Below are 26543 nucleotides of genomic sequence, written 5' to 3' on the forward strand. Positions count from 1 at the left end.
AACCACGAGGAGTACGCACCCCATGAGCGCAGACAAGCGCATCGTCGTCACCGGAGTCGGCGCCACCACACCCCTGGGTGGCACGGCGACCGAGACGTGGGACGCACTGCTGGCCGGACGTTCCGGAGCCCGCACCATCGAAGCCGACTGGGTGCAGCAGTACGAGCTGCCCACCACTTTCGCCGCGTCCATCGCCCAGGATCCTGGTGAGGTGCTCGCGCGTGTGGAGACGCGCCGCATGGACCCGTCCGCGCATTACGCACTCGTGGCGACCCGTGAGGCCTGGGCCGACGCCGGCGAGCCCCAGGTCGACCCGGAGCGTCTCGGCGTCGCGATCGGCACCGGTATCGGTGGCGTCCACACGCTGCTGTCGCAGTACGACGTGATGAAGGAAAAGGGCGCGCGTCGCATCTACCCGCTGACGGTTCCGATGCTGATGCCGAACACCGCGTCCGGCAATGTCTCCCTCGAACTCGGTGCGCGCGCCGGAGCACACACCACGGTTTCCGCCTGTGCGTCCGGAGCTGAGGCGATGGGTTACGCCGCGGAGATGATCCGTGTGGGCCGCGCCGATGTCGTCGTCGCCGGTGGCACAGAGGCCGCGATCCACGCATTGACCATCGGCGGTTTCAGCGCGATGCAGGCATTGTCCAAGCGCAACGACGACCCGGCGGCTGCATCGCGGCCGTACGACGTCGATCGTGACGGCTTCGTCATGGGTGAAGGTGCTGCGGTGATCGTGCTGGAGACCTACGAGCACGCGAAGGCACGCGGCGCGAAGATCTACGCCGAGTTCGCATCCATCGGGATGTCCGCCGACGCACACCACATCACCGCACCCGAACCGGAAGGTTCCGGCGCCAGCCGTGCGATGAACGAGGCTGTACAGCGAGCAGGCCTGTCGCACAAGGATGTTGCGCACATCAACGCGCACGCCACCTCGACTCCGGTCGGTGACATCGCCGAGTCGAACGCGATCCGTCGCACCTTCGGCGATGCGACCGACAACATCGCCGTCACCGCCACCAAGTCGATGACCGGCCACCTGCTGGGTGCTGCCGGCGCACTCGAAGGACTGCTGACTGTCCTGTCGGTGCACCACCGCCTGGTTCCGGCCACGATCAACGTCGACAACCAGGACCCCGAGATCGTCCTCGATGTCGTCAAGGGCGAGCATCGCAAGCTTCCGGACGGCGACATCGCTGCCCTCAACAACTCGTTCGGATTCGGCGGTCACAACGTCGCCATGATGGTGAAGAGCCTCTGATGGCACGTCAGCCCAACGAAGCGTCCGCCGCCGCGTCCGCATCGGCCAAGCCGAAAGTCGACCGGGAGAACGATCCCCGTAACCCGCGCAAGCGTCTGGAGCAGTTCTTCGACGCCGGCACGCTCGAACTGATCACCGACGAGGACACCAGTGGTGTGTTGGTCGGTGTCGGTGACGTGAAGGGTGCGCGCGCCGTGGCTTTCGCCTCTGACGCCACCATCCAGGGCGGCGCGATGGGCGTCGAGGGTTGCAAGGCGATCCTGGTGGCCTACGAGCGTGCGCTGGCCGACGAGGTGCCCGTCGTGGGGTTGTGGCACTCCGGCGGCGCCCGCCTGGCCGAAGGCGTCGTATCGCTGCACGCGGTGGGCGAGGTCTTTGCGATCATGACCCGCGCGTCCGGCAAGATCCCGCAGATCTCGATCGTGATCGGTCCTGCTGCGGGCGGTGCCGCGTACGGTCCCGCGCTCACCGACATCGTGATCCTGGGGCCCGACGGACGCGTGTTCGTCACCGGCCCGGATGTCGTGCGTTCGGTGACGGGCGAGCAGGTGGACGCGCTACGCCTGGGCGGCCCGGAGCCGCACGGACGTCGTTCCGGTGTCGTCCACGTCGTCACCGACTCGACCGAGGAGGCGTACGAGCGTGGCCGCCAGCTCGTGGATCTGCTTGCCGCACAGGGCGAGATGGACGTGGACAGCGTGGAGGACCGCGACCTCGCTGCCACGCTGCCTGAGTCTGCGAAGCGTGCGTACGACGTTCATCCGCTGATCGCGGACCTGCTGGACGAGGGTGACAATTCCCTCGAGTTGCATCCGCGTTGGGCACCGAACATCGTGACGACCCTCGGCCGCCTCGGCGGTCGGACCGTCGGTGTCATCGCGAACAACCCGATGCGCCTGGGCGGGTGCCTCGACTCCTCCTCGGCGGAGAAGGCGGCCCGGTTCGTGCGGATGTGCGACGCGTTCGGCGTGCCGCTGGTCGTGCTGGTCGACGTGCCCGGTTACCTACCCGGCGTCGGCCAGGAATGGGATGGCGTCGTGCGCCGCGGAGCCAAGCTGCTGCATGCGTTCGCCGAAGCCGTGGTGCCTCGGGTGACGCTGGTGACCCGCAAGACCTACGGCGGCGCGTACATCGCGATGAACTCCCGATCGCTCGGTGCGACAAGGGTTTTCGCCTGGCCCGACGCCGAGATCGCGGTCATGGGCCACGTCGCCGCAGTACGCATCCTGCACCGCCGCCGACTGGCGGAGGTCGACGAGGCCGAGCGCCCCGGCGTCGAGAACCAGTTGGCCGACGAGCACGCCAAGCTCGCCGGCGGGCTCCCCCGAGCGATGGAGATCGGCGTGATCGACGAGGCGGTCGAGCCGTCCGCGACCAGGTCTGCGCTGGCGGCGGCCATCGCGTCCGCACCGGCCCGGCGGGGGCAACACGGCAACATCCCGCTCTGAGTCATTGCACACAGAAGCCCTGCACCGGATCTCGGTGCAGGGCTTCTGTTTTCACGCTCAGCTCACGCGGTGCAGCCAGCGGACGGTCGCGCCGTCACCGGCGTACCGGAAGGGTTCGAGCTCTTGGTCCCATGCGACTCCCAGGAGTTCGGCCATCTCGGCACGGAACTGGTCGGGGTCGCCCTTGCTCGCGGCGAGCGCAGAGCGCAGCCGGTCCTCATTGACGACGGCGTCGCCGTTGGCCGAGGTCCAGGTGTGGTGGATGCCGAGGGCCGGGGTGTGAGACCAGCGCGAGCCGTCACAGCCGGGGCTGGGTTCCTCGGTGATCTCGAAACGTACGTGCTCCGAGCCGCGCAGAGCACTGGCGAGTTTGGCGCCGGTACCGGGTTCCCCCATCCAGGACAACTCGGTGCGGACGAGGCCGGGCGCCATCGGCTGGCCGGTCCAGTCGATGCGGACGGCAGAACCGAGGACGTTCTCCAACGCCCAACTGATGTGTGGGCACAACGCAGTCGGAGTCGAGTGAATGAACACGACTCCGCGCGTGACACGCGAATTCACCGCAGACATCCGGGCCTCCTAGCTGTGCGAGGGACGTCTTCCCCAACGGCCTCGCAGTGGCCCATGTCAACGGCAGTGAAGTTGTTGTGGCCATTGTGCCCCAAATTCGTAACTTCCGCACCATCGGTCACAGCCGATGACCTTAACGGCGCTCAGCTCGACGCCCGATCCGGCGCGCCGACGTCAGCGTCGTTTGGCGAGCGAGGCGATGGCGGTGCCGAACACCACCAACCCCGCAATCCCGCAGAACGTGAGTCCGGCCCCGGCATCGAGCGGACTCGGTTCGTCGTCCGTGCCGGTCACGTATCCCATCATCGCCGCCCACAACAGTCCACCCAGCAGGCACACGAACAGCGCGACGATGCCCCACGCCAGATGTCCCTTGCCGAGTGCTTGCGGCAGGCCCAGCATCAGCAGAACGACCGTGACGCCGAGTAGTACCTCTGCCAGCCCTGCGGACGCCGGCTCGACGTTGTAGTTGAGCTCGGCCCATTCGAGATTGAATGCGTTCCAGCTCTGCCCGTTCATCGACGCCCACGGCATGAACAGGCTGGCGAGGATCACCACACACATGATGATCCAGGTCCAGCCGATTCCCTTGGCCGTGCCGTCGGCCGGGCGCTCCCGGTTGATCGGTGGAGCGAATCCGTACGCCGGTTGCCCGTACGGTGCGCCGTACCCGCGGAATGAATCAAGCTGTTTGGGACAGCTGTGGGTTGGGTGTGTTGGGTTTGTTGATCCAGACGGTGTCTGGGGGCATGTGCGTGATCGGCGGTTTGTGGTGCCGGGCGGTGTGCTTGGCGGCGTAGGCGGCTTTGGTGGTTGCCCACTGGTCGTGGGTACTGCTCCAGGTGCCGTGGTGGACTCGGGCCGGGGTGTGTCCGGCGAGGCCGGCGTGGTGGTGGCGGGTGTTATACCGGTCGAAGAACTCGGCACTCCACTGCCGCGCGTGTTCTAAGGAGTCGAACTCTTCGGGGTAGTCCAGGTCGTACTTCACCGTTTTGAACAACGCCTCGGCGAACGCGTTGTCGTTCGACACCCGAGGGCGTGAGTACGAGGCGTGGACGTGCATCGTGGCCAGCAGTTCTCGCACGGTCCCGGCTCGCATCACGCCACCGTTGTCGGCATGGATGACCTGCGGTGTGCCCTGCTGGGCGGTGAACGCGTTGTTGAACAGTTCCTGGGTGAACCGGTGGTCCTCGACGTGCTCGACGCGGTACCCGACCACGTACCTCGAGTACAGATCGATCATCGAGTACAGCTTGAAACTCATCCGTCCTGGACCGGGCAGGTTGGTGATGTCCCAGCACCACACTTGTCCCGGGGCGGTGGCGTGCAACCGGGGAGTGGACCGTGCACCGTACCCGCGGTGCGCGGTGTGCCGGCGGCGATCACTGGACTGCCCTTCGCGACGCATGATGCGGTGCATCGAGGGCAACGAACACAGGTACACGCCCTGATCCAGTAGTTCGAAGTGTGCCTGCCGGATCGATAACCCTGCCAACTCGACCGTGTTGAGGGCCTGCACCACGGCCTTCGCCTCGGCAGCGGTGACACGGTTGGGGTACGCCCGTTCCGTGTGGGGCACCACCACCCCGATCCGTGGGGGCGGATTGAGATATCGGTAGTAGGACGACCGAGCGATCCCCAGCCAGGCACAACCCTGGACGATGCTCACTCCGGCATGGCCGAGGGCCGTGACGGTATCGGCGGCAACCTCGAAGTATCGGGGTCTCTCAACCAGTCCGGCATCCCCGGGCGGGGTGGTGGTTCCTCCTGGTTGGGGCCCGCGCTCTTGGCCAATCCCTCCAAGAGCGCGGCAGCTTTTCCCAGCAGTTCCACCGCGGACTGCGATTGCTCCAGTTCTTGTTGCAACCGCTGGTTCTCACGCCGCAACCGTTCCAGCTCAACGCGTTCGTCATATTTCAACACGTGCCTCGCTACCGTCGTTGGCTCTTTGGTGGCCGGGTCGACCAACCGGCCAGCGTCCCGCCACATCGACCACTTCTTGATCGAGAACGGCGTGACACCGACCCTACGCAGGAACGCGGCCTTCGCACCACGCTCGAGGCACTGGTCATGCTCCAGCAGCAGAGCCCACCGCTGCTCATCAGTGAAAGCCGCATGACGCGACGGACGAAACGGCACCTCATCAGAAACCATCAGGGAAATCCTTTCCCCACCCAGCTGTCTCACAACAGCCTGACGCACTGGGCCCGTGGCTCGCAACGGCCGAGCCGCCGTGCATTCTCGGATCCGATGACGGGCGGTAGGTCTGCGCCGCAGACGGCGGCATGGACGACGGCATGGACGACGGCATGGACGACGGCATGGACGACGGCATGGACGACGGCATGGACGACGGCATGGACGACGGCATGGACGGCGGCATGGACGGCGGCATGGACGGCGGTCCGGCGTACGGCGCATGGGTCGGCTGCACCGGGAAGCGGCTCGGGGTCGAACTGAGGCCACCCCGCAGTGCGCGGGCGTACTCCCCCACCCCGTGTGGACGCTGGTAGGCGCCCTTGGCGAGACCGTGCATGACCGCGTCCCGGACTCCGGACGGGACGTGCGCAGGCAACTGCGGCGGCGATTCGTTGATGTGCTTCATCGCCAGTGTCACAGCCGAATCGGCCTGGAACGGTCGACCGCCGGTGAGGGCCTCGTACGTGACTACCGCGAGCGCGTACAGGTCGGCCTGGCCGTCGACGTCGTGTCCGAGCGCCGCCTCCGGCGCGAGGTACTGCGCGGTGCCGAGCACCTCTCCGGTGCGGGTCATCTTCGCCTCGCCAAGTGCGCGGGCGATGCCGAAGTCGGTGAGTTTCACCGTGCCCTTCTCGGTGACCAGGATGTTGGCCGGCTTCACATCACGGTGGACCACACCTGCCTCGTGCGCCGCCTCGAGCCCTGCGGCTGCCTGGCCGACGAGTGACACGACCTGCTCGGGCGGTAGTCCACCTCGGCGTTCGATGAGGTCTGCGAGGGATGTACCGCGGACGTACTCCATGACCAGGTAGTCGGTGCCGGCGTCACGTCCGAAGTCGTGCACTTGCGCGATGTTGGGGTGGCTCAGCCGAGCGGCGGTGCGGGCTTCGTGATGGAAGCGCCGTGCGAACTCAGAGTCTTCGGCAAGCTCGCGTCTGATGACCTTCACCGCGACCGTGCGATCGAGCACGGCGTCGTGCGCCACCCAGACCTCGCCCATGCCACCGCCGGCGATCCGCGAACGCAACTCGTACCGTCCGCCGAGCGTCTCCCCCGGTCTCACGATCGCGCCTCCCCGTCGTGGCTGTCTTTGTGCCCAAGCATGCACCACGCGGGGGTGCCTACCCGGCGGCACGCTGAGACCGCAAACCGATTGAGCTCCTCCGTTGCGCCTCCTACGCTCGAAAGCATGAAGGGGAGGCCGGCGAACGACCTGGAGCGCGCGGACGCGGTGATCCGTGAGCATCGGCTCACGCGTCCCTCCGACCCCGTCGGCCACTACACCTACCCGCGACGGGCCGAAGAGCGTGCTGACCTGGCCGACTTCGTGTACGGCGTCGGGGGCAAGGATCCAGCACGAGCTGTGCTCGACGCCCCGACCCGACGCCGCCTGACCTGGGATCCACCGCACGGCACCGGCTGACGTCCTCCGTCGGCGCTCCCGTACCCTCGTCTACCGGTCAGGTTCTCGTCGGCTCATCAACGCACCGGCTGTCCCGAGGTGGACGGAGGATCTGACCGGCCCGGATCTCCGGGCGCGGGGCGGTAGCTCAGCCGGTCAGAGCAGCGGACTCATAATCCGTCGGTCCTGGGTTCAAGCCCCAGTCGCCCTACAGAGTGTTTGAGCAGGTCAAGTGCTGTTTTAGCGTCACCTAACATCGGATCTTTGAAACAGCGTGGGGCCCGACTGGGGCCCAACTGGATAGCACTTTGTATCACTCCATCACCCACGAACCCGATCAACTCCCACAGGACCGCGGACACGCACCGTCGCACCGTGACCTTCGAGATTCATCGACTCGAAGGGCACGCCATGAAAGAGGTCCAGCCACGGCTGATGACCACCCGCGACACCGCGATCTATCTGTCGGTCTCGGAGGCCGCACTCTAGGCCTGGAGGGTTCGCGGCGGCGGACCGCCGTGGATCAAGGTCGGGCACGCCGTCCGTTACGACCTGCAGGACGTCGACTCCTGGATCGCCCAGAACCGATCAACTCCTGGAGCGGCGTCATGATTGAGAAGCGTGGCAAGCGGTACCGAGTCAGGATCAAACACAAGGGTCGGTACCTATCGAGTCAAACGTTCGCTCGCAAGGCAGAGGCCGAGCAATGGGAGCGCGACCAGCGCAGTGCCTTGCGCGGAGGAACATGGGTCGACCCGAACGGAGGGTCGATGCTCATGTCGTCCTGGGTCGCGCTGTGGTGGCCGTCCCGACGCCCTGTCAAGGACAGCACCGAGGCACGGTATGTCGGCCTGCGGGACAACCACATTCTTCCCGCCTTCGGGCGCAAGCCACTAACCATGATGCGCAAGACGGAGATTGCTACTTCGGCTCACTCAATGAGCCGCGACCTGTCCGCGAGTTCGGCACACCAAGCGCTCGGACTGCTTCGACGCTGCTTGGACGACGCCGTCGACGAGGGGCTCATCACCAAGAACCCAGCTGTCGGCATTACGGTCTCGCAGTCACGGCCGAATGCCCCTCGCCCGCTCACTGATGAGTCCTTGTGGGACCTCGCTGACTGCACGATGACCGAACGGGATCGCATGAGGTCGGACTGCTGTGGTTGTTCTGGGTGCTTTGAGAAGTCATGGCGGTACGGTGTGACAACCTTCGCCGGGCGTGCTGCGTCGCACCGTACGGTCATGTCTACAACCCTCGAACGCACGATGCTCGTCCTGACCGACGGGTCCGCGAACAGCAACAAGTTCTACGAAGTAACCGCGCACGCCGACGGCCGTGTCATCGCCCGTTGGGGGCGCGTCGGCCAGTCGGGAAACATCACCGACCTGACCGGCAAGAAGTCCTTTGACCGTGCGGTTCACGACAAGACACGTAAGGGTTATCGTCCGGTTGAGCTGGTCGACGGCGCTTGCGGGGCTGCTCAAGCCAGCGCCGACGTGCTGCGCACAGTGGGCCGTGACAAGCTCGCCGGCGGCAACACGGCGATCGCTGCGATGGTCGACCGGTTGGTCGCCGTGACCGCGCACACGATCTCCTCGGCGTCCGGCGGCAAGATCACCGTCACCTCGACCGGTGTGCAGACCGCGCTCGGCCCGGTGTCCTCCTCCGCGATCAGTCAGGCCCGCAACCTGCTCGACCGGATGCACGTCATGACGTCCGGCACTGACCGGGTCCGCCTGGTCAACGACTACCTCATGCTCATCCCGCAGACGGTGCCTTCACGCGGTGCCTGGGCGGACCACTTCGTCACCGGTGACGCGCAGGTGCGTCAGCAGCGGGACCTGCTCGATCAGCTCGAGGCTGCTGTCGCGTTCACCGCGGCGCCGGACAGCGGGGACGACGACTTCTTCCGCTACACCCTCGTCCCGGCGACCGCCGCCGAACTGAAGACCCTGCGCGCCCGGTACGTGGGCACGAAGAACGCCAAGCACCGCGGAGTCTCCTCGGCGACGATGTCCGGTGCCTACCGGCTGATTGACAACCGCCGCAGCGATGAGATCGAGCAGACCATCGCCAGCGTCGGCAATGTGCGGTCGATGTGGCACGGTTCGCGCGCAGGCAACGTGCTGTCCATCCTGTCCTCCGGGTTGGTAGTGCCGCCGGCGACCGCCAAGCACGTCACAGCCCGCATGTTCGGCGACGGTGTGTACCTGTCCGAGCAGTCGTCCAAGTCGCTGCAGTACAGCCGTGGCGGGGTGTGGTCTGCTGGCACGGACCCGGAGTTCTTCATGTTCGCCGCTGACGTGGCGATGGGCTGGGAGTACCGACCGAACATGCACGGTCAGAGCCATGCTGCCTACGACCGCGCCCGCTCCGGCTCTCTGGTCGACAACCACCACGAAGGCCGCCGCTTCGACTCGATCAACGTCAAGGGTGGAACGTGCGGCGTGCTCAACCACGAGGCGATCATCTGGCGTCCCGACCAGGTCAAGTTGACGTTCCTGTGTCAGTTCGGCGGATAGCCGGCGAGGCCCGTCGCACCGTGAGGTTATGAACACGTCCACGTGCTGCGCTCCCGTCCGCGTCCGGATGCCTTCTTCGTCGTCGATGAAGGCACTCACCCGCTTCCAGAGCGCACCTGGTGGTGCAGCATGACCATCAAGCACAGTCACACCGACCTGTTCGACGTCCCCGCAGTGCTCGGGCAGCAGCGTCACCTCGCGCACGGGGTCAACACGCATGGCGTGATGGGCGCCGGTGTCGCCAAGCAGTTCGCCCGGCGCCACCCCCAGCTCCTGCCGGCGTACCGGGCGTACATCGACCACTGCACCCGGTACGACATCCCGCCGCCCGGCGACTGGTTCCGCTACGAGGCGGGCACCGATGTCATCCACAACCTGTTCAGCCAGGACGCTCCCGGACCAACCGCGCAACTTGAGTGGTTGGAGCTGTCGCTGTCGCACGCGATGAACAGCTGCGAGCCCGGCGTCACGATTCACCTGCCGTGGATCGGTGCCGGCATCGTTGGACTGACCCGGCAGCAGGTGGCGCGCACCTTCTTGAGCGTCGCGAGCGACTACCCCGACGTGCATCTGCATGTTCACACTCACCCGGCCGAGGAGATCGACGAGCACGCTGTCAAGATCCTGTTCGGCTAAGCCAGACCACGGCGTCGAGGGCGTCGACATTGCTTGGTGTCACGCCAGAAGCGGACCGGACGGCATCAGTCCGCTGGACCAGGTCGTCGAGGTCGTCGAGGTCGTCGACCGGTCCGTCGACCGGATCCAGTCTGTGCTGGACAGTGACCGCGATGGGCGGCTGAATCGTCTGCGGGTTGTGCTTACCTCGCCAGTGGTCGGCTCACCCGAACGAGGTCACCATCGACTGAGCAGCGGCCGTCACCCGTCGCACCGTGTGGGTATGACTACGAATCTCGCCCCCCGTCCGTGGACGAACTGGCAACGGTGGACAAGATCGGCACCGTCAAGGCCGCGATGATTGTCGATGAGCTGGCCGAGCTGGCGAATGTGATTGACCGAATGTCCGCCGCCGGGGTCGTGATGCAGGACGTGCCCGCATCGACGGTCACCACGGACGCGGGATCGCAGCCTCTGGCCGGGTTGTCGGTCTGCGTCACCGGCAAGATGGTCGGCCCGCTGGCGGACCTCAGTCGGGGCGGCGTCAACGGTCTCATCGAAGCCAACGGCGGTCGCGCCGTATCCGGCGTCGGCAAGGACACCTCGCTGCTCGTGGCGAACGTGGATGCCCGCGGTTCGTCTAAGGCCAAGAACGCGCTCAAGTACGGCTTGCATGTGGTCAGCGAGGACGAGTTCGCTGCGATGTTGGGGATGGGTGCGTCGACCTCGTGGGTGTCGAACGAAGGCTGTCGCACCGTACCGGAATGACTGAGAATCTTGGTTGTCACCACGACAACGACGGCTTCTATGCGACGCACGGATGGGACTGTGCGGACTACCGTTTGTACCTGGCCGACACGAAAGGAATGCGACCGGAAAGACCTGCTCAAGTGGGTGAAACAGCAGATGCCAGCACAGCGCCGTGTCCTCCGCGAGGCCAAAGAAGCGGAGCGACGCCGCCGCGATGATGAGGCGTACGAGCTCGGCACCCTTGGCCGCCAGCGACCACAGGATGTTCCGGATCACATTGGTCTTACCGGATCCGGTCTTGCTGTCAACCAGCAGGTTTGGGTCCGTGCTGAAGTCGATAGGGACCGGTTTTCGGTCTCGTCGGACATGCTGAACGCGACGTGGCCGGGACCAGACGCCGCATGGTCAAAGTTGCAGGTGTTCATCCCAGGCCTTCCTTGGAAGAATGCATGCCCTGACGGTGCGACGGACGCTACGAACGAGACGAGATCACCCATCGAGAGGGCGTCGCACCGGATGTCCATGAGGCGCCCTCGTCGTCACTTTCGATGGTCTCGGTGCGACTCGACCCAGGAGGTGACAGACGAGACCGAACCGGCGTACTTCTCCGGAAGCATCCGGGCACGCTCCACGACCGTCCGATGGTCGATGAGTCCGGCGTCGAGAAGAGCCGAAACGAACAGGCGGTCCTTCTCCCGATGAGCGACCAGCTTTGCGACGGCGAGGTCATGGGGCTCGACGAAGCGCGGCCGTGCGGGATCGGCGGACTGAAGATCCCACGTCACGCAACGTTGCTCCCACCCGTCGGGTAGGGCGATCAGTTCGAGTTCGACACCGTCGACGTAGTAGTCGAACGTCTCGTGGAACGACGACAGTTCTCCGATCGCACCGCTGACCTGCAACGCCTTGCGTTCGGCGTCGCGCAGGAAGGCAACGTCCGCCTCCGACGACATCGTCGCTATCGCCGGCAGATCGTCCTCGTCGTATGAGCCGAGGATTGCCTGAGAACCGACAACGACAACGTCACGGTCCTCCGCGATGCTGCAGGCAGCACGCAGGACGTGCGCCAGCTCCTGCCGTCTCACGAGTAGCTTCGCCGGAACGATTGGAGCGTCTGCTCCCGCTCCCTCTCGCTGATGACCCCCGTGAACGGGCTGCACGACCGCAGGACGCATCCTTCCTCCGAGCGATCAACGAGTACCTCCGAAACCCGCTCGACTCCGGAATCCAGGATCTCCAGCCACCGCTCGTAGTACGGCCGCGGAGAGCCGGGATAGTCCGACTTGGACAGCCGGCGTTCGAGCACCTTCCGGGACGACTCCATCACTTCTTCCGGTCGCTGCATGAGGTGTCCCAGAACGACCCGATGTAGCCACAGTGACCGAACGGAGTCCCGATCGACTGGGCGGTTGACTCGCGTGATCCGCAGAACCTCGGACTCCGGAACGCGACGATGCTTGCCGACGCGCACGAAGTTGATCTCCCCGCGTTCGCACAGGTCGACGACATGCTGACGGGAGGATCCAAGAACCTTGGATACCTCACCTGTGGTCATCAGATGGCGCGAGTCCATACCGACAGTCTACCCTAAACACCAAAAACGCAACGGGCTAATCGTCGATGGCTGTCTCGGTCGGTCGGTGCAGGGTCGACTTCGACGGCCCGTCCTTGCACGCGATGCAGCTGCAGGTCCATCCGTCGCCGCCCGCTCGGTGCTTCTCGTGGTCATGGCTGTTGCACCAGCCGCACATCGCCATCAGGTGCCTCCCTCGGCGTGCTTGTTAGCCAGCGAGATCCGCTTCGCCAGTCCGACCGACGCCCACGGTCCTTCGGTCACGGCTGCGGTGCTGTCGTTCCAGGCTCTTTCGGCGGCAGCCAGGTCAGCGGGCCATCTCGATGCGCGGCTGCAAGGCGAAAGTCGCGACGATCTCCCGCACGCGAATCGGTCGGACATCCCGGCTGCCCGCCTCGGCCTCCAGGTAAACAGCCATAGGTCTCCGGTTCCTCTCAGACCAAGTTCCCTGCTGAGGACAGCAATGTGCAGTGTCGCCTTCACACCGCCGCCTTGGCCGCAGACCACTGGCTCGACAGGCATTCGGTCCACTGCGGGCCGATCCGGTCCAGGTCCCACCCGGTGTCGAAGCTGGCAAGGACACGGACATGGGCGAGGTCGCCGAGAACCTCGATGACGCGCTGCGGCGGGATCGAAGTCTCCCCCGACCGGCGCCGGCTCATGATGACGACGGGCTTGTCGCGCTCAGGGTCTTGCAGTAGATCGGCGAGGCGGTCAAGGCCCGAGCTGTCGACATGGTGCTCGGAAGGGGCGGCCGGTAGGGAGGACACAAGAGCCATGCTCGCGGGTGTCACAGCAGTCTGGGTCCGTTCGCGGTGGCGGTTGCGTGCTGGCGCTTCAGACGACGTCCCCGTTGGCCTCAGTGTCGGCCTCAGTGTCGGTGGGACTGCCCCCGGTCTGGTTGACACTCGGGGTTTGTAGTAGCTAGGCCGCGAGTGCGGTCGTGTAGATCATCTCAAATTCGACAGGCGTGAGCTTGCCGAGGGTGCGTTGGCGACGGCGGCGGTTGTACCTGGTCTCGATCCAGGTGACCATCGCCAGCCGCAGCTCCTCACGGCTCTCCCAACGACGGGTGTTGAGGACGTTCTTCTGCAACAGTGAGAAGAAGCTTCCATGCTCGCGTTGTCGCCGGCGCCGTAGGAGCGGCCCATCGAGCCGACCAGGCCGTTGTTCGCGAGCAGCCGCTGGGTGCGTTTGGCTCGAAATTGACCGCCCCTGTCCGAGTGGCAGATCGTGCCGACTGGCGATCGCAGGGGCGATCGCGTTGCGCATCGTCGCACGCGCGAGGCTGCCCTTCATCCGGGTGTCGATGGAGTAGCCGACGATCCGGTTCGAGTACACGTCCTTGATCGCGCAGATGTAGAGCTTCCCTTCACGCGTGGGGTGCTCGGAGATGTCCCACAGCCAGACCGTGTTCGGGGAATCAGCCTTGAACTCGTGGCGGATCACGCCGTGCTCGTCGACCACCGCGAGGAGGTCGTCGTGCGGCGCCGGGCCGGTCGAGCCCGGCTTGGAGCGCTTCTTGTGATGGCTGGCGGTGATGCCAGCGATCTTGCAGAGCCGGTGCACGCGGTTCTCGCCCACGGTGATGCCGTACTCGGTGTCGAGCTCATCGGTGAGGAACCTGTAGCCCAGCGTCGCGTCGTCGGCGTGTGCCTCGTAGAGCACGTCGATGAGGTGGGCGTCATCCCAGTCCCGTTGCGAGACCGGCTCTTTGAGCCAGTTGTAGTACCCCTGGGTCGAGAGCCCCAGGACCCTGCACGCCACCACGACCGGCACCCGAATGGGGGCGCCGGCCGCGGCCATCTCACGGACGAGAGGGAAAGACTATTCTCCCGGCAGGTTCGCCTGAGACAGGTAAGCAGCTGCCCGGCGCAGGACCTCGTTCTCCTGCTCGAGCAGCCGGATCCGCTTCTTCGCTTCGTGTAGCTCGGCACGATCGGCGTCGGTCAGGCCGGGACGGTTGCGGTCCTCGATGTCGGCCTTCTTCATCCAGTTCGTCAACGAGCCTTCGGAGATGCCGATGTCCTTCGCGATCTGGGCGATTGGGGCTTGGCCCTTGCGGGCCACGGCCACGACGTCGTCGCGGAACTCCTTGGGATAGGGCTTTGCCACGGGACATCCTTCCGCCTGAGGACAAAACCTCAGAGGTCAGGTGTCAACTCAACTGGGGGCAGTCCCAGAGGTACCATCCGCGCCAGTCGATCCGGCTCGTGCAGGGTCACTGCCGCGGACGCCAGCCTGCACCCGGAGCACTGAGAACCACCGTCTGGTGACTCATCGCACTGTCCGTACCTGCCTGGCGGAAGCCTCGAGCCGTGGGGTCGACGAACACGTCGCTGCCCTAAGCGGCGATGTTGCCGTCTTCGTCGACCCAGAGTGCGCCGCCATCGACCCAGTCTCGGAACTGTTGCCAGGCTTGATCGTCTCCTGGCGGCGGTGGACCGAACCAGGGTCGCTGATCCTGTTGGGCCACAACCGAATCGGCCTGCAGGTCAGGGGGCGGGTGTTGTTCCCGCCATTCGTTCAAGTGACGGTCGTAGGAACCGGCGGTGTAATCCCACACCACCTGTCCGTCGATGAGACGGCCGGCGAGCCGGTCGCGATGCACGACCGTGTGGTGACCGCCGCACAGCAGGGCTGAGTTGTCCAGGCTGGTCGGGCCATCGTCGGCCCAGTGGATCAAGTGGTGACCGTCGCACCAGAACGCCGGCGCGGTACAGCCGCCGAAGGTGCACTGCTGATCACGTACCCACAAGGCCTTCAACATCTCGCGCGTGATGTATCGCTGCGAACGGCCCGCGTCCAGAATCCGCCCGAACGCGTCCCGCACCAACGGCATCACGTGAGCGTCGCACGCCAGCTTGCGGACGGTCTGCGACCCGAGCAACATCCCGGCATCAACGCCGCCGAGCACCCGCCCGGCGCCACGGCCGTCGCGCAACCGCTCCTCGTCCACCACGACGACCACAGTGGACTTCGTCGAGGCTCCCGGTAGCACCGCCGACGACAACCCACGACGCAGAGCCTCGATCAAGGCCTGACCGCGACGCTGGGCGGACGTACGCGTGTCCCGTTCACCATCCGGACCAGGGACCGGTTTGCTCAGCGGCCCTATCGCCGCTTCGAGGATTGCCCGTGACTCGTTGTCGAGCGCCAGGTCGTACTCGGTGATGCCGTCGTTCTCCACACCTCGGCTGAGTTCCACCCGGGTCCGGCGCTTGTCCTGATCCCGCTGGAACTCCCGCGACCCGAACCTGGACAACAGTTCCGGGCGCACCATCTTCACGCCGTCCGGACCGTGCCGGCGCCCCATGATCAACAGAGCTTCGGTGACCGACTCCATCGCACCGGGGATGACCTCGGCCCGCAGCTTCTCCATCTCGCGCAGGATCGTCGCGCCCGTCCTGGCAGAGAACTCCGCATCGATCACCGCTGCACCGACGCGCTGCCGATCCCCTCGAGTGTTCGCGGCCAGGGCACACGCCGCCACGTCCGCTGCACCACCCTCGACAGTCGTCGGTGCGTGTTCCCGCACCCACGCCGTCGTCCCCGGTGAGGTCGATGCGACGATCTCACCCCGCGCCGCAGCCTCCGCCGTAGCAGCGACCCGAGCAGCCGCAGCGACCCGCATCAGGTCGTCGAGGTCGCCGACGAACTCGGTCAGCTCCGCACCCGATGCCCGGGAAAGCCACGACGCGACATCCCTCAGGGCGACCCGGGCATCGCCGATCGACTCGCGTCGATCCGCGAAACCAGTGACCTGTCCGACCTGCATGAAACCACCCTAGGCGTCACCACCGACAACCTCCTGACCTGGGAAAACGCATCTTCACAGCCAAGCTGCGCCGCGCAGAACACCGTCCGTGACTCGTCCCATTTCGGCGTCCGCCAGCAGCCGCTCGATGCGTCCGGAGTCCAGGTCACCCTCGGCGCTCCATGCTCCACCCCACCCGATCGTCAGCGGTTGAGGCCGAATCAGGCTGCGGCTGAGGTTTCTTCGGCATCGCGCAAACGGCTCGGCAGCGCGGTCGGCTCGACCACCGAACGACGCGGCACCGGGGCGAATTTGGCCGCGATGTGGTTCGGCAGCGACAGGCGGATGACCTTGCCCCACGCCGAGGCGACCTGCTTGTGCAGCGGACCGGTGACGTACTGCAGGCCGTAGCGCTCGCAGATGTCGCGGATCTTCGGCGAGATCTCCTGGTAGCGGTTGCTCGGCAGGTCGGGGAACAGGTGGTGCTCGATCTGGTAGCTGAGGTTGCCGGTCGCGATGTGCATCGCGTTCGAGCCGTCGATGTTGGCCGAGCCGATCATCTGGCGCAGGTACCAGTCTCCGCGGGTCTCACCGTCGATGGACGTCTTGGTGAACGTCTCGACACCCTCCGGGAAGTGGCCGCACATGATCACCGAGTGCGTCCACAGGTTGCGGCCGAGGTTGGCGATGTAGTTGGCCAGCAGCGTCCGACGCGCCGAGCCGAGCGGCAGTGCGAGCACCGGGTGGATGACGTAGTCCTTGGTCATCTGCTGGCGGATCTTGTTGAGCACCTTGCGACCGTCGGTCTTGAACCGCTCCTTGTCCTTGCGCCCGGCGAAGTACTTGCCGATCTCGAGGTCGTACGCGGCGATGCCGTATTCGAAGAAGCACGCGTTGATGAAGTTCCAGGCCGGCTGGCCGAGGTAGAACGGCGCCCACTTCTGGTCCTCGTCGACGCGCATGATGCCGTAACCCAGGTCGTTGTCGCGGCCGAGCACGTTGGTGTAGGTGTGGTGCAGTTCGTTGTGGCTGTGCTTCCACAGGTCCGCCGGCGAGGCGTTGTCCCACTCCCAGGTGGTCGAGTGGATCTTCGGATCACGCATCCAGTCCCACTGACCGTGCATCACGTTGTGCCCGATCTCCATGTTCTCCAGGATCTTGGAGACCGTGAGGCCGACAGTGCCGAGCACGAACGCCGGCTTGTACTTGGAGAACAACAGCAACCCGCGCGAGCCGAGCTCGAGCTTGCGCTGGACGTCGATGGTGCGGCGGATGTACGCGGCGTCGCTCGCGCCACGCTCACGGATCACGTCCTCGCGAATCGCGTCGAGTTCCTTGCCCAGGCATTCGATGTCGTACGCGGTGAGGTGCGCGATCGGGTTGGTTTCCTTCTTCTGCAGCGCAGTCATGAGTTTCTCCTGATCGTTCGTGGACTAGAGGTCGATGTCGCAGCGCCCGGCCGCGGCCGAGATGCAGGTCTGGACGAGCACGCCGTCCCCGGGGCTCGCCGTGGTGAGCTCACCGGTGCGCAGGTCGCGGACGGCTCCTTCGCGCAGGGGCAGGACGCAGCCGTAACAGATGCCCATGCGGCAGCCGGACGGCATGAGGATCCCGACGTCCTCGCCCTGGTCGAGGATCGGTCGTGCACCGTCACATTCGAGCTCGCGGTCGAGTCCGGTGAAGTGGACTGTGCCGCCCTCTCCCGGTTCGACGAGCGCGGGACGGAAGCGCTCGGTGTGCAGCTTGCCGGCGAGTTCGGCCGATTCCCAGTGGGATTCGACCATCTCCAGCATTCCTGCCGGGCCGCACGCCCAGGTCTCGCGCTCACGCCAATCGGGCACGAGACGCTCGAGTTCGTCGGTGTCGAGCATGCCATGGACGTCGGTGTGCCTCTCCTGCAACGAGATTCGGCCTGATGCAGCCAAGTCGCGCAGCTCGGAGGCGAAGATGACGTCCTCGGGACGCGGCGCCGAGTGCAGCAGGACGACGTCGTCCATCTCGTCGACGGCGTGACGCAGGATTCCCATGACAGGGGTGATGCCGCTTCCTCCGGTGAGCAACAGGATCTTGGCCGGAAGCGTCGCAGGGAGCACAAAGGTACCTTCAGCCTGCTCCATCTGGACGATCTGACCGACCCTGAGGTGCTCGACCAGATATGTGCTGACCGCTCCACCCGAGATCGCCTTGACAGTCATCGAGATGCAGCCGTCGGTACGCGGACCGGACGTGATCGAGTACGCCCGCCACATCCGGACGCCGTCGATGTCGACTCCGATACGCATGTACTGACCGGGCGTGTGCCCACGCCACCGCTTGCCAGGGCGGATCGTGACGGTCAGTGCGTCCTGGGTCTCCGATCGAAGATCCTCCACCCGCCCGCGCAACACAGTGCTGGTGCGCAGTGGGTCGAACAGATCGACGTAGTCCTCGGGAAGCAACGGCGTGGTGACTGCCTTCACCAACCGGAAAGCGCGCGAACGCCACGGCGAGGGCGCGGCATCGGGCGTGGTGATCGGCATAGGTCCAGCCTGCTTGACGACGAGAGTTAATCTCTTGACCAGAAGACGTGAAGACGTCGCTCTGATTTGTTCGAGTCGAACAAGAACGGACCGAAATGGCTCAGTTCAACCCGCCCCGGCTCCCCGATGAGGCTGTCGCCGGCCTTGCCGACCAGCTCCCTGAGGTCGCCGAACGCTGTGTCGCAGCCATCACCGCCGAGGTTCCGGGGTACGCCGGCGCCCTGAGTGGCGAACCCGGCGAACTCATCGAAGAGGCCGTCCAGCAGGCGCTGGCTGGTTTTCTACGGCTGGCCGGCGGTCCACAGGGCAGCGACCCGTCCACCCCGATGCGCCCGGCCCTCGACGGTGCCTATGCCTTGGGTCAGGGCGAGGCACGCAGTGGTCGTTCGATGGACGCTTTGCTCGCCGCGTACCGCGTCGGCGCCAGAGTGTCCTGGCGCGAACTGTCCACTGCAGCAGTCGACGTCGGTATCGATGCTGCGACGATCGCGCGCTTCGCCGAGTTGGTGTTCGCCTACATCGACGCGCTCTCGGCGGCCAGCGTCGCCGGGCACTCCGACGAACTCGCCACCGAGGGACGCGTCCGCGAACGCAGGCGGGAACGACTGGCGGGAGAACTCCTCGCCGGGCGTGAGGAGGAGGTGCTCGTGACGCTCGCCGAACGCGCTGAATGGCCGCCGCCCCTGTCACTCACCGCAGTCCTGCTGCCGGCCGACGCAGCCGCATCCGTGATGTCGACGTTGGGCGCGAACTGCCTTCGGGCAGCGGACGATTGGTCGGACGCCGACCTCGCCGTCCTGCTCGTGCCCGACCTGCACGGTCTCGCACGTCGGCGCTTGCTGAAAACATTGCGCCACACGTCCGCGGTCGTCGGCCCGACCAGACCCTGGACACACGTCACGTCCTCGTGGCAGCGCGCCGTGAAGGCACACGAACTCGGTCTCGCCACCGGACAGACACCGCTCGACACCGAGGACCACCTGGCCGACCTCGTCCTCCAGTCGGACCGGGATGCATTGCAGGACCTGAGGATTCGCGCGCTCGCTCCGCTGACTGACCTACCGCCGGCCACCGCCGATCGGCTTGGGGAGACGCTGCGTTCCTGGCTGTTGCACCAAGGACGTCGCGACGCCGTCGCAGCCGATCTGCATGTTCACGCTCAGACGGTGCGCTACCGGATGACACAGATCAGGGAACTGTTCGGTGACCGTCTGGACGATCCGTCAAAGGTCCTGGACATTCTGATCGCGCTCCAGCCGAAGACTGTCGACAACCCCTGATCGAGTGATCCCACCCTGATGAGTCAGCCCGGGGAGGCCATGACAGCCTTTCGCGGTGCTTTGATGAAAACAAGTGCCTGACCGGCACCTACGCGATCAACGGAAGGACATCTCGTGGTTGAGAAGTCGACCTTCACATTGCCCGGTCTGACGAAGAAGAAGTCGGACGAGATCATCAAGATCCTGCAGGTGCGCCTGTCGTCCTACAACGACCTGCACCTCACCCTGAAGCACGCGCACTGGAACGTCGTCGGCGCTCACTTCATCGGCGTCCACGAAATGATCGACCCGCAGGTGGAGCTGGTACGCGGGTACGCCGACGAAGTGGCCGAGCGCATTGCCGCAATGGGCGCCTCCCCCGGCGGCCGCGTCAGCGACATCGAGCGCGACCGCACGTGGGACGACTACGCCATCGAACGTGACACCGTCGGTGCACACTTGGGCGCCCTCGACAAGGTGTACGACGGAGTCATCACCTCCAACCGCAAGGCGATCGAGGAACTCGACGACCTCGACCTCGTCACGCAGGACCTCATTATCGGACAGACCGGGGAACTCGAGAAGTTCCAGTGGTTCGTGCGCGCTCACCTCGAGTCGTTCGCCGGAGAGCTCAAGGACGCCGGGACGACCACCGAGAAGGACGCTGCCGCAAAGACCCGCAATGTCTGAGCACGGCTGATCACGTCTGAGAACCATCTGGATCACCGGTCGCACTCGCGGCCGTCCACCGCCGACCCGATGAGAGTTCGTTCCGCATGAATGCATACGACGCAGTCGTGGTCGGCGGTGGCCATCATGGCCTGGTCGCCGCCATCGAACTGGCCGACCACGGCCGTCAGGTCCTGCTGTGCGAGAGCCGGCCGGAGGTGGGCGGCGCTGTTGCCGACCGGACGATCGGTGACTTCGTCGTGGACGAGTTCAGTGCCTTCCACCCGCTGGCTGCTGCATCACCCGTCATCCAGGGTCTCGGCCTCGACAAGCACGGGCTGCAGTGGGCGCGCAGCGAGCGGGTCGTCGCCCATCTCGGCCGGCCCGACGACACCTCGGGTGCCTTGCTGCACGCCGATCCCGCGCACACGGCGGCCCGTCTGGACGCGGACGCTCCGGGTGACGGAGCAGCATGGCTCGAACTGGTCGACAGCTTCGCCTCGCTCAAGGATCCGCTGCTCGACGCCCTCCTGCTGTCCTGGCCGCCGGTTCGCCACGCACCGAAACTGGCGAAGGCCGTCGGCGCGACGAATCTGCTCGACTTCGTCCGCTTCGCGCTGCTACCCGTCGAGCAACTTTCGGTCGAACGATTCCGTGGTCGAGCGGCGCGAGATCTGCTGTCCGGCAACGCGATGCACGCCGACATCCCACCTGAAGCGCCCGGCAGTGGCGTGTACGGCTGGATCATGACGATGCTCGCCCAGGACGTCGGTTTCCCGACCCCGGTCGGGGGCGCCGGCGCCCTGGCCCGCTCACTGCGTTCCCGTGCTGAAGCAGCCGGTGTCGAGATCAGAACCGGTACGCCTGTCGTCCGGATCAGAGCAGAGCACGCACGCGCTTCGGGCGTCGACCTCGCGTCCGGAGAGTTCATCAAGGCACCGGTCGTCATCGCCGACACCAGCGCACCGATGCTGTACGGCACGTTGCTCGAGGACGTACCGGCCGGACTCCGGGCACGGATGGAGCGCTTCACCTGGGATCTGCCCACCATCAAGATCAACCTCGGTCTGTCGGGTGCGATGCCGTGGACGGCGGAAGCCGGGCGGTCGACCTCGGTGGTCCACGTCGGCGGTAGTCATCGCGACCTCGTGCGCTGGAGTGCCGATCTGGGCTCCGGACGCATCCCTGAGCACCCGTTCGCCCTGGTCGGACAGATGACGTCGACCGATCCACTGCGCTCCCCCGCCGGCACCGAGTCGATGTGGGTATACAGCCACCTCCCGCGCGGCGTCACCGACGACGACGGCACCGAACACTTGATCCGCAACTGCGAGCGCATGCTCGAGGAGTTCGCGCCGGGGTGGCGTGATCTGGTGGTCGAACGCTGGGACCAGACACCGCGATCGCTCCAGGACTCGAACGCCAACCTGGGTGAGGGTGCAGTGGGCGGAGGCACCATGCAGTTGTTCCAGCAGGCGTTCTGGCGACCGGCCACCGGACTGGGTGGACCCCGCACATTTTTGCCCGGGCTCTACCTCGGCAGCGCCGCGATCCATCCCGGCGGCGGCGTGCACGGCGGGGCCGGCCACATGGCGGCACGCGCCGCGTTGGCCGACAGCGGTCTCGCCGGCAAAGTTCGAGACGCACTCGAACGCCGTGTGCGCCGCTCCATCGACACCTCCCTGCCCCGATTCTGAACCCCCGTTACCGTCTTGGTGAGCCTTGAAGCAAGGCTCCTGGTCGCCGGCCCCGGCATGACTGACTGCCCCTGTCGTTTGCATGATCCGGGGGGTGTTGTCACCGGGTGCTGGTGGCGCTGGTGGACCGCTGATAGGGACCGGGCCGCCCGAACGCCTGGGTAGGTCTCTTCGTAACGTGGATGTCGGCTTCCTGCGCCTGATCTGGTGACCAGCCGCTCGGACGCACGAGGAGGGACCATGTCTCGACCTGACTACGCGGTGTACATCGGGCTCGATGTCGGCAAACAGACGCACCACGCCTGCGCGCTGAACGTCGATGGCACACGGCTGCACGACAAACCGTTGCCCCAAGACGAGTCGTCGCTGCGTGGCCTGCTGACCAAACTCGGCACGCACGGTCGCCTGCTGGTGGTGGTCGATCAACCCGCAACGATCGGCGCGCTGCCGGTCGCGGTTGCTCGTGCCATGGGCGTGGACGTCGCCTACCTTCCCGGGCTGGCGATGCGCCGTATCGCCGACCTGCACCCCGGCAACGCCAAGACCGACGCAAGGGACGCGTACGTCATCGCCGAAGCCGCCCGGTCGATGCCGCACGCCCTGCGACGGGTCGACGTCGGCGACGACACCCTGGCCGACCTGGAAGTCATCGTCGGCTTCGATGACGACCTGGCCGGACAGGTCACCGCACAAGCAAACCGGATCAGAGGCCTTCTGACACAAGTGAACCCAGCCCTCGAACGTGTCCTCGGCCCACGCATCCAACACCCAGCAGTCCTCGAACTCCTGACCCGCTTCGGTGGCCCGACCGGCCTGCGCGCGGCCGGCCGGCGACGGTTGCTCGCCGTCGCCAAACCCCGCGCGCCCCGCTCCTACCAACGCCTCGTCGACGACATCCAGACAGCGCTCACCGAGCAGACCGTCACCGTCCCTGGCACCCGCGCCGCCGAGCTCGTCCTGCCCAAACTCGCGACCGGACTGGCTCGCCTGCTGCACGACCGCGCCGATCTGGGAACCCAACTGGAGGACATGCTCGATGCCCACCCTCTTGCCGCGGTCCTGACCTCGATGCCCGGCATCGGCGTCAGGACCGGCGCACGGATCCTGCTCGAAGTCGGCGACGGCTCGAGCTTCCCCACCTCCGGCCACCTCGCCGCGTACGCCGGCCTCGCACCCGTCACCCGCCGATCCGGCACCTCGATCCGCGGTGAGCACCCCGCCCGAGGCGGCAACAAGCACCTCAAACGAGCGATGTTCCTCGCCGCGTTCGCCGCACTGCACGACCCGACCTCGCGGGCCTACTACGACCGCAAACGCGGCCAAGGCAAGAAGCACAACGCCGCCCTCATCTGCCTCGCCCGACGACGCTGCGACGTGATGTACGCGATGCTTCGCGACGGAACCCTCTACCAACAGAAAACCCCCGCCGCTTGACGAAGACCATAGGGACACCCCCCCCGGGCTGAACCACGCTGAACCACAGGAGACTCCATGCGCACCATCTCGGTCGAACACACCACGCCTGCTTCGCCGGAAGCCGTCTGGTCGGTGCTCGCCGACGGGTGGGCCTATCCGTCGTGGGTGGTGGGAGCCTCGCGCATGCGCGCCGTGGAGGCCGGATTCCCTTCACCCGGAACAAAATTGCATCACAGTGTCGGCAACTGGCCGTTGCTGCTGGATGACGAGACCGCGGTGCGGGACTGCGAACCGGGCAAGTCCTTGCGGCTGGAGGCGAAGACCCGTCCGTTCGGCACCGCCATCGTCGCCATCCGCCTCATCGCCACTCCGGACGGTGGCACCGTGATCAGCATGGAGGAGGACGCGGTCTCCGGGCCGCTCGCGCACACGCCCAAGCCCGCACGGCAGGTGGGCATCGCCGCTCGCAACAGGGAGACTCTGCGCCGCTTGGCTCTACTGGCCGAACGCGCCGACCAGGCCTGAACCGAACACGGCACCAGCGGGCTCTTGCGACTACCGGCGCCGGCCGAAAGCCCGCTGCTTGGGCGCGCCGTGATGCGCACCGGGTGTGATCTACGTCATCCTGACCTCCGACGTATAGGGGGGGTCATGCATGCAGGACACGTCGAAAACGGCAGCTGCGCACACGTCGCATCACGAAGGACCGACCGAAGCCGCCGCCACGGCAAGCGCTCTGGCTCACGCCAAGTTCCGGCCGGACATCGAGGGACTTCGTGCGATTGCCGTGGGGTTCGTCCTGCTCGCCCATGCTGGTGTGCCGGGGCTGCACGGAGGGTTCATCGGAGTCGACGTCTTCTTCGTGATCTCCGGGTTCCTGATCACCGGACTGCTGCTGCGCGAAGTCGACCGCACCGGTCGAATCTCGTTCGCCGACTTCTGGGCCCGACGAGCCAAGCGTCTGCTCCCTGCGGCATCGATCGTCCTGGTGGCATCGATGTTGCTCACCTGGTGGGCAATGCCGGCGACGACCTGGCGTCAGATCTGTGGCGACATCCTGGCCTCGGCCACCTACGTGATCAACTGGCGCTTGGCGTCCCAGTCGGTTGACTACTTCGCCGGCACCGAGCCTTCACCTGTCCAGCACTTCTGGTCGCTCGCGGTCGAAGAGCAGTACTACCTGGTCTGGCCATTGCTGATCGGCCTGGTCGTCCTGGCGACCCGCGGTGCTGTTCACCGACGCCGGCTCGCCATCGGCATGGCCCTGCTGTGCGTCATCGTCCCGTCGCTCGCCTGGTCGATCCATGCGACCACGACCGACCCCGCGAAGGCATACTTCGTCACGCACACCCGGCTGTGGGAGCTCGGGATCGGTGCGCTGGTTGCCGTCACCGCCACGTTCTGGAACCGCCTGCCCGTGCGGGTCGCCACGGCCGTGATGTGGGCCGGTCTCATCGCGCTGGTGGCCGTCGCGATTCCGTTGGCCGACGAGCAGAACTGGCCGGGCTCGAGAGCATTGATCCCGACACTCGCTACCACGGCGGTGATCGCCGGGGGGTCGCGTGGCGTACCGAACCTGCCATTGCGCCTGCTGGGCAGCAAGCCGTTCCTGTTCGTCGGCGGACTGTCGTACGGCGCGTATCTGTGGCACTGGCCGTTGCTGGTGACGTTCGACGCAAAGTACGGGCCGCTGCCGTGGCCGGTGAAGCTGCTGATCAGTCTCGGGTCGCTCGTTCCTGCCTGGTTCACGTTGAAGTTCGTCGAGAACCCTGTGCGTTTCGCCAGTGTGCTGCGCCGGCCGGCCCGGCGGGCACTCGCGGTCGGCGCTCTGTGCACGGTGGTCGGCATCGGCGCGGCGGGCACCCTGAACGCCCTTGCCGTTGCACAGGTCCAGCAGGTCGACACGTCCGAGGCCAGGGGGCTGGGGAGCGTGGAGACGCCTGTCCCGACCATGCAACGGAAGGACGGGGCGAGCCCGAATCCGGACCCCTACCTGCGTCCGCCGGAGCCCGGTTCCCTGGATCTGAAGCCGACGTCGATCAGTCCCGACCCACTCGTCGTGAGCAAGAACAAGCCCGAGCACACCTGCCTGTCGACCATCGAGACGACCGCGCCGAAGATCTGCACAGCCGGCGATGAGAACGGCAGCACCACGATCGCCCTCGTCGGCGACTCCAAGGCCGACCAATGGGCGGACGTCCTGCACACGGTCGGCAAGGAGAAGGGCTGGAAGGTCGTCGTCATCACCAAGGCATCCTGTCCGCTGACCGCGGAGACCATCTATCGCAGCCGCTCGGCGGGGAACAACTACCGCGAATGCTCCACCTGGAACAAAGCGGTGATGACGCTGCTGACCCAGGACATCAGACCGGCAGCGGTCGTCACCTCGGGGTACGCGAGTGACGCTCTGACGAACGACGGCCGGCCGAGCAGCGAGTTGATGACCGCCGGGTACGTCGCGCAGTGGAACCTGCTGAAGAATGCAGGTATCCGGGTTGTGGCACTCGCAGACATCCCGAACTCACCGGACGACATCGTCGCGTGCGTCGCGTCGGCCCGTCTGACGTCGAACTCCGACTGCGACTTCGGACGTAATGACGGGAACGGCACCGCCACTCTGAAGCAGGGTGCGCAGAAATCAGCAAGCAGCTTCGTGAACTTCAACGACTGGATCTGCCCCACCGAGAACTGCCCCGCGGTGATCGGGAACGTGCTGGTCTATCGCGACGACAAGCACGTGTCCAAGCTGTTCGCCGACTCGATGCTTCCGGTCGTGCGGGCACGGCTGGTGCCCCATCTGGCTGCCGCAGCGAACCCTCGCTAGGCCCTGCACCACATGCGTTCGGCCCCGCTCACCACGACGGTGAGCGGGGCCGA

The 26543-nt window shown here is 66.0% G+C and carries 23 protein-coding genes, 1 tRNA gene and 1 pseudogene; 13 read left to right on the forward strand and 12 right to left on the reverse strand.

Features of this window, described 5'->3' with window-relative positions:
- Positions 1 to 22: 22 nt before the first annotated feature.
- Entirely contained in the window at positions 23 to 1267 is a 1245-nt protein-coding gene (gene fabF, locus FB459_RS12915) for a beta-ketoacyl-ACP synthase II (RefSeq protein ID WP_141928789.1), read from the forward strand.
- The gene (locus FB459_RS12920) at positions 1267 to 2715 is read left to right on the forward strand and encodes an acyl-CoA carboxylase subunit beta (protein WP_141928790.1); all 1449 of its coding nucleotides are present in this window, start codon (positions 1267 to 1269) and stop codon (positions 2713 to 2715) included. Before fabF ends, FB459_RS12920 begins: the two co-directional genes overlap by 1 nt.
- A gap of 57 nt (positions 2716 to 2772) precedes the next feature.
- Here FB459_RS12920 and FB459_RS12925 read toward each other — a convergent pair whose 3' ends face one another.
- The 5 genes from FB459_RS12925 to FB459_RS12940 form a co-directional block, all read right to left on the reverse strand.
- Positions 2773 to 3285, reverse strand: coding sequence for a DUF3145 domain-containing protein (locus FB459_RS12925; protein ID WP_129626636.1), 513 nt, complete (start codon positions 3283 to 3285; stop codon positions 2773 to 2775).
- Between the two features lie 174 nt (positions 3286 to 3459).
- Positions 3460 to 3840 (reverse strand): hypothetical protein, encoded by a 381-nt coding sequence (locus FB459_RS12930; protein ID WP_141928791.1) that lies wholly within the window; start codon positions 3838 to 3840, stop codon positions 3460 to 3462.
- Between the two features lie 127 nt (positions 3841 to 3967).
- Complete coding sequence (locus tag FB459_RS12935) at positions 3968 to 4954, reverse strand: IS3 family transposase (RefSeq protein ID WP_170221769.1); 987 nt, start codon at positions 4952 to 4954, stop codon at positions 3968 to 3970.
- The gene (locus FB459_RS17395; protein ID WP_170221731.1) at positions 4951 to 5439 is read right to left on the reverse strand and encodes a hypothetical protein; all 489 of its coding nucleotides are present in this window, start codon (positions 5437 to 5439) and stop codon (positions 4951 to 4953) included. Before FB459_RS17395 ends, FB459_RS12935 begins: the two co-directional genes overlap by 4 nt.
- The gene (locus FB459_RS12940; protein WP_170221913.1) at positions 5429 to 6547 is read right to left on the reverse strand and encodes a protein kinase domain-containing protein; all 1119 of its coding nucleotides are present in this window, start codon (positions 6545 to 6547) and stop codon (positions 5429 to 5431) included. Before FB459_RS12940 ends, FB459_RS17395 begins: the two co-directional genes overlap by 11 nt.
- Before the next feature lie 126 nt (positions 6548 to 6673).
- Between FB459_RS12940 and FB459_RS12945 the strand changes: the two genes are divergently transcribed.
- The 5 genes from FB459_RS12945 (at position 6674) to FB459_RS12970 (ending at position 10794) form a co-directional block, all read left to right on the forward strand.
- Positions 6674 to 6907, forward strand: coding sequence for a hypothetical protein (locus FB459_RS12945; RefSeq protein ID WP_170221915.1), 234 nt, complete (start codon positions 6674 to 6676; stop codon positions 6905 to 6907).
- Positions 6908 to 7023: 116 nt separating this feature from the next.
- Positions 7024 to 7097, forward strand: a tRNA-Ile gene (locus tag FB459_RS12950).
- Positions 7098 to 8130: 1033 nt separating this feature from the next.
- Entirely contained in the window at positions 8131 to 9411 is a 1281-nt protein-coding gene (locus FB459_RS12960) for a WGR domain-containing protein (protein WP_170221917.1), read from the forward strand.
- A gap of 129 nt (positions 9412 to 9540) precedes the next feature.
- Positions 9541 to 10047, forward strand: a complete 507-nt coding sequence (locus FB459_RS12965) for a macro domain-containing protein (protein WP_141928795.1) — start codon at positions 9541 to 9543, stop codon at positions 10045 to 10047.
- A gap of 288 nt (positions 10048 to 10335) precedes the next feature.
- On the forward strand, positions 10336 to 10794 hold the full coding sequence (locus FB459_RS12970; protein ID WP_141928796.1) for a BRCT domain-containing protein: 459 nt from the start codon (positions 10336 to 10338) through the stop codon (positions 10792 to 10794).
- 521 nt (positions 10795 to 11315) lie between these two features.
- Here FB459_RS12970 and FB459_RS12975 read toward each other — a convergent pair.
- From FB459_RS12975 to FB459_RS13005, 7 genes and pseudogenes are all read right to left on the reverse strand, one after another.
- Positions 11316 to 11861: a DUF6036 family nucleotidyltransferase gene (locus FB459_RS12975; protein ID WP_141928797.1), complete on the reverse strand. Its 546-nt coding sequence runs from the start codon at positions 11859 to 11861 to the stop codon at positions 11316 to 11318.
- Complete coding sequence (locus FB459_RS12980) at positions 11858 to 12349, reverse strand: helix-turn-helix domain-containing protein (RefSeq protein WP_141928798.1); 492 nt, start codon at positions 12347 to 12349, stop codon at positions 11858 to 11860. Before FB459_RS12980 ends, FB459_RS12975 begins: the two co-directional genes overlap by 4 nt.
- Positions 12350 to 12828: 479 nt before the next feature.
- On the reverse strand, positions 12829 to 13128 hold the full coding sequence (locus FB459_RS12985) for a hypothetical protein (protein WP_141928799.1): 300 nt from the start codon (positions 13126 to 13128) through the stop codon (positions 12829 to 12831).
- A gap of 145 nt (positions 13129 to 13273) precedes the next feature.
- Positions 13274 to 14464, reverse strand: a pseudogene (locus tag FB459_RS12990) (IS3 family transposase).
- A gap of 229 nt (positions 14465 to 14693) precedes the next feature.
- A complete protein-coding gene (locus FB459_RS12995; RefSeq protein ID WP_141928800.1) occupies positions 14694 to 16127 on the reverse strand; it encodes an HNH endonuclease signature motif containing protein in 1434 nt (477 codons plus the stop codon).
- Between the two features lie 200 nt (positions 16128 to 16327).
- Positions 16328 to 17515, reverse strand: coding sequence for a fatty acid desaturase family protein (locus tag FB459_RS13000; protein ID WP_141928801.1), 1188 nt, complete (start codon positions 17513 to 17515; stop codon positions 16328 to 16330).
- Between the two features lie 24 nt (positions 17516 to 17539).
- Positions 17540 to 18625, reverse strand: coding sequence for a ferredoxin reductase (locus FB459_RS13005; RefSeq protein WP_141928802.1), 1086 nt, complete (start codon positions 18623 to 18625; stop codon positions 17540 to 17542).
- A gap of 95 nt (positions 18626 to 18720) precedes the next feature.
- Here FB459_RS13005 and FB459_RS13010 point away from each other — a divergent pair, with 95 nt between their 5' ends.
- The 6 genes from FB459_RS13010 to FB459_RS13035 all read left to right on the forward strand — a co-directional run bounded on the left by FB459_RS13010 (position 18721) and on the right by FB459_RS13035 (position 26490).
- Positions 18721 to 19905 (forward strand): PucR family transcriptional regulator, encoded by a 1185-nt coding sequence (locus FB459_RS13010; protein WP_141928803.1) that lies wholly within the window; start codon positions 18721 to 18723, stop codon positions 19903 to 19905.
- 114 nt (positions 19906 to 20019) lie between these two features.
- Positions 20020 to 20574: a Dps family protein gene (locus FB459_RS13015; RefSeq protein ID WP_141928804.1), complete on the forward strand. Its 555-nt coding sequence runs from the start codon at positions 20020 to 20022 to the stop codon at positions 20572 to 20574.
- A gap of 86 nt (positions 20575 to 20660) precedes the next feature.
- The gene (locus tag FB459_RS13020; RefSeq protein WP_141928805.1) at positions 20661 to 22250 is read left to right on the forward strand and encodes a phytoene desaturase family protein; all 1590 of its coding nucleotides are present in this window, start codon (positions 20661 to 20663) and stop codon (positions 22248 to 22250) included.
- A gap of 240 nt (positions 22251 to 22490) precedes the next feature.
- The gene (locus FB459_RS13025) at positions 22491 to 23684 is read left to right on the forward strand and encodes an IS110 family RNA-guided transposase (RefSeq protein WP_141928608.1); all 1194 of its coding nucleotides are present in this window, start codon (positions 22491 to 22493) and stop codon (positions 23682 to 23684) included.
- A 57-nt stretch (positions 23685 to 23741) separates the two neighbouring features.
- On the forward strand, positions 23742 to 24191 hold the full coding sequence (locus FB459_RS13030) for an SRPBCC family protein (protein WP_141928806.1): 450 nt from the start codon (positions 23742 to 23744) through the stop codon (positions 24189 to 24191).
- A gap of 130 nt (positions 24192 to 24321) precedes the next feature.
- Complete coding sequence (locus FB459_RS13035; RefSeq protein WP_141928807.1) at positions 24322 to 26490, forward strand: acyltransferase family protein; 2169 nt, start codon at positions 24322 to 24324, stop codon at positions 26488 to 26490.
- Positions 26491 to 26543 lie beyond the last annotated feature (53 nt).

Origin of the sequence: Yimella lutea (genome assembly GCF_006715095.1) — a bacterium.
Taxonomy (GTDB): domain Bacteria; phylum Actinomycetota; class Actinomycetes; order Actinomycetales; family Dermatophilaceae; genus Yimella; species Yimella lutea.

Coding starts and splice junctions, on each gene's coding strand:
- fabF (WP_141928789.1), top strand. CDS start 23: ATGAGCGCAGACAAGCGCATCGTCGTCACCGGAGTCGGCGCCACCACA.
- FB459_RS12920 (WP_141928790.1), top strand. CDS start 1,267: ATGGCACGTCAGCCCAACGAAGCGTCCGCCGCCGCGTCCGCATCGGCC.
- FB459_RS12925 (WP_129626636.1), bottom strand. CDS start 3,285: ATGTCTGCGGTGAATTCGCGTGTCACGCGCGGAGTCGTGTTCATTCAC.
- FB459_RS17395 (WP_170221731.1), bottom strand. CDS start 5,439: ATGGTTTCTGATGAGGTGCCGTTTCGTCCGTCGCGTCATGCGGCTTTC.
- FB459_RS12945 (WP_170221915.1), top strand. CDS start 6,674: ATGAAGGGGAGGCCGGCGAACGACCTGGAGCGCGCGGACGCGGTGATC.
- FB459_RS12960 (WP_170221917.1), top strand. CDS start 8,131: ATGTCTACAACCCTCGAACGCACGATGCTCGTCCTGACCGACGGGTCC.
- FB459_RS12965 (WP_141928795.1), top strand. CDS start 9,541: ATGACCATCAAGCACAGTCACACCGACCTGTTCGACGTCCCCGCAGTG.
- FB459_RS12980 (WP_141928798.1), bottom strand. CDS start 12,349: ATGGACTCGCGCCATCTGATGACCACAGGTGAGGTATCCAAGGTTCTT.
- FB459_RS12985 (WP_141928799.1), bottom strand. CDS start 13,128: ATGGCTCTTGTGTCCTCCCTACCGGCCGCCCCTTCCGAGCACCATGTC.
- FB459_RS12995 (WP_141928800.1), bottom strand. CDS start 16,127: ATGCAGGTCGGACAGGTCACTGGTTTCGCGGATCGACGCGAGTCGATC.
- FB459_RS13000 (WP_141928801.1), bottom strand. CDS start 17,515: ATGACTGCGCTGCAGAAGAAGGAAACCAACCCGATCGCGCACCTCACC.
- FB459_RS13005 (WP_141928802.1), bottom strand. CDS start 18,625: ATGCCGATCACCACGCCCGATGCCGCGCCCTCGCCGTGGCGTTCGCGC.
- FB459_RS13010 (WP_141928803.1), top strand. CDS start 18,721: ATGGCTCAGTTCAACCCGCCCCGGCTCCCCGATGAGGCTGTCGCCGGC.
- FB459_RS13020 (WP_141928805.1), top strand. CDS start 20,661: ATGAATGCATACGACGCAGTCGTGGTCGGCGGTGGCCATCATGGCCTG.
- FB459_RS13025 (WP_141928608.1), top strand. CDS start 22,491: ATGTCTCGACCTGACTACGCGGTGTACATCGGGCTCGATGTCGGCAAA.
- FB459_RS13030 (WP_141928806.1), top strand. CDS start 23,742: ATGCGCACCATCTCGGTCGAACACACCACGCCTGCTTCGCCGGAAGCC.
- FB459_RS13035 (WP_141928807.1), top strand. CDS start 24,322: ATGCAGGACACGTCGAAAACGGCAGCTGCGCACACGTCGCATCACGAA.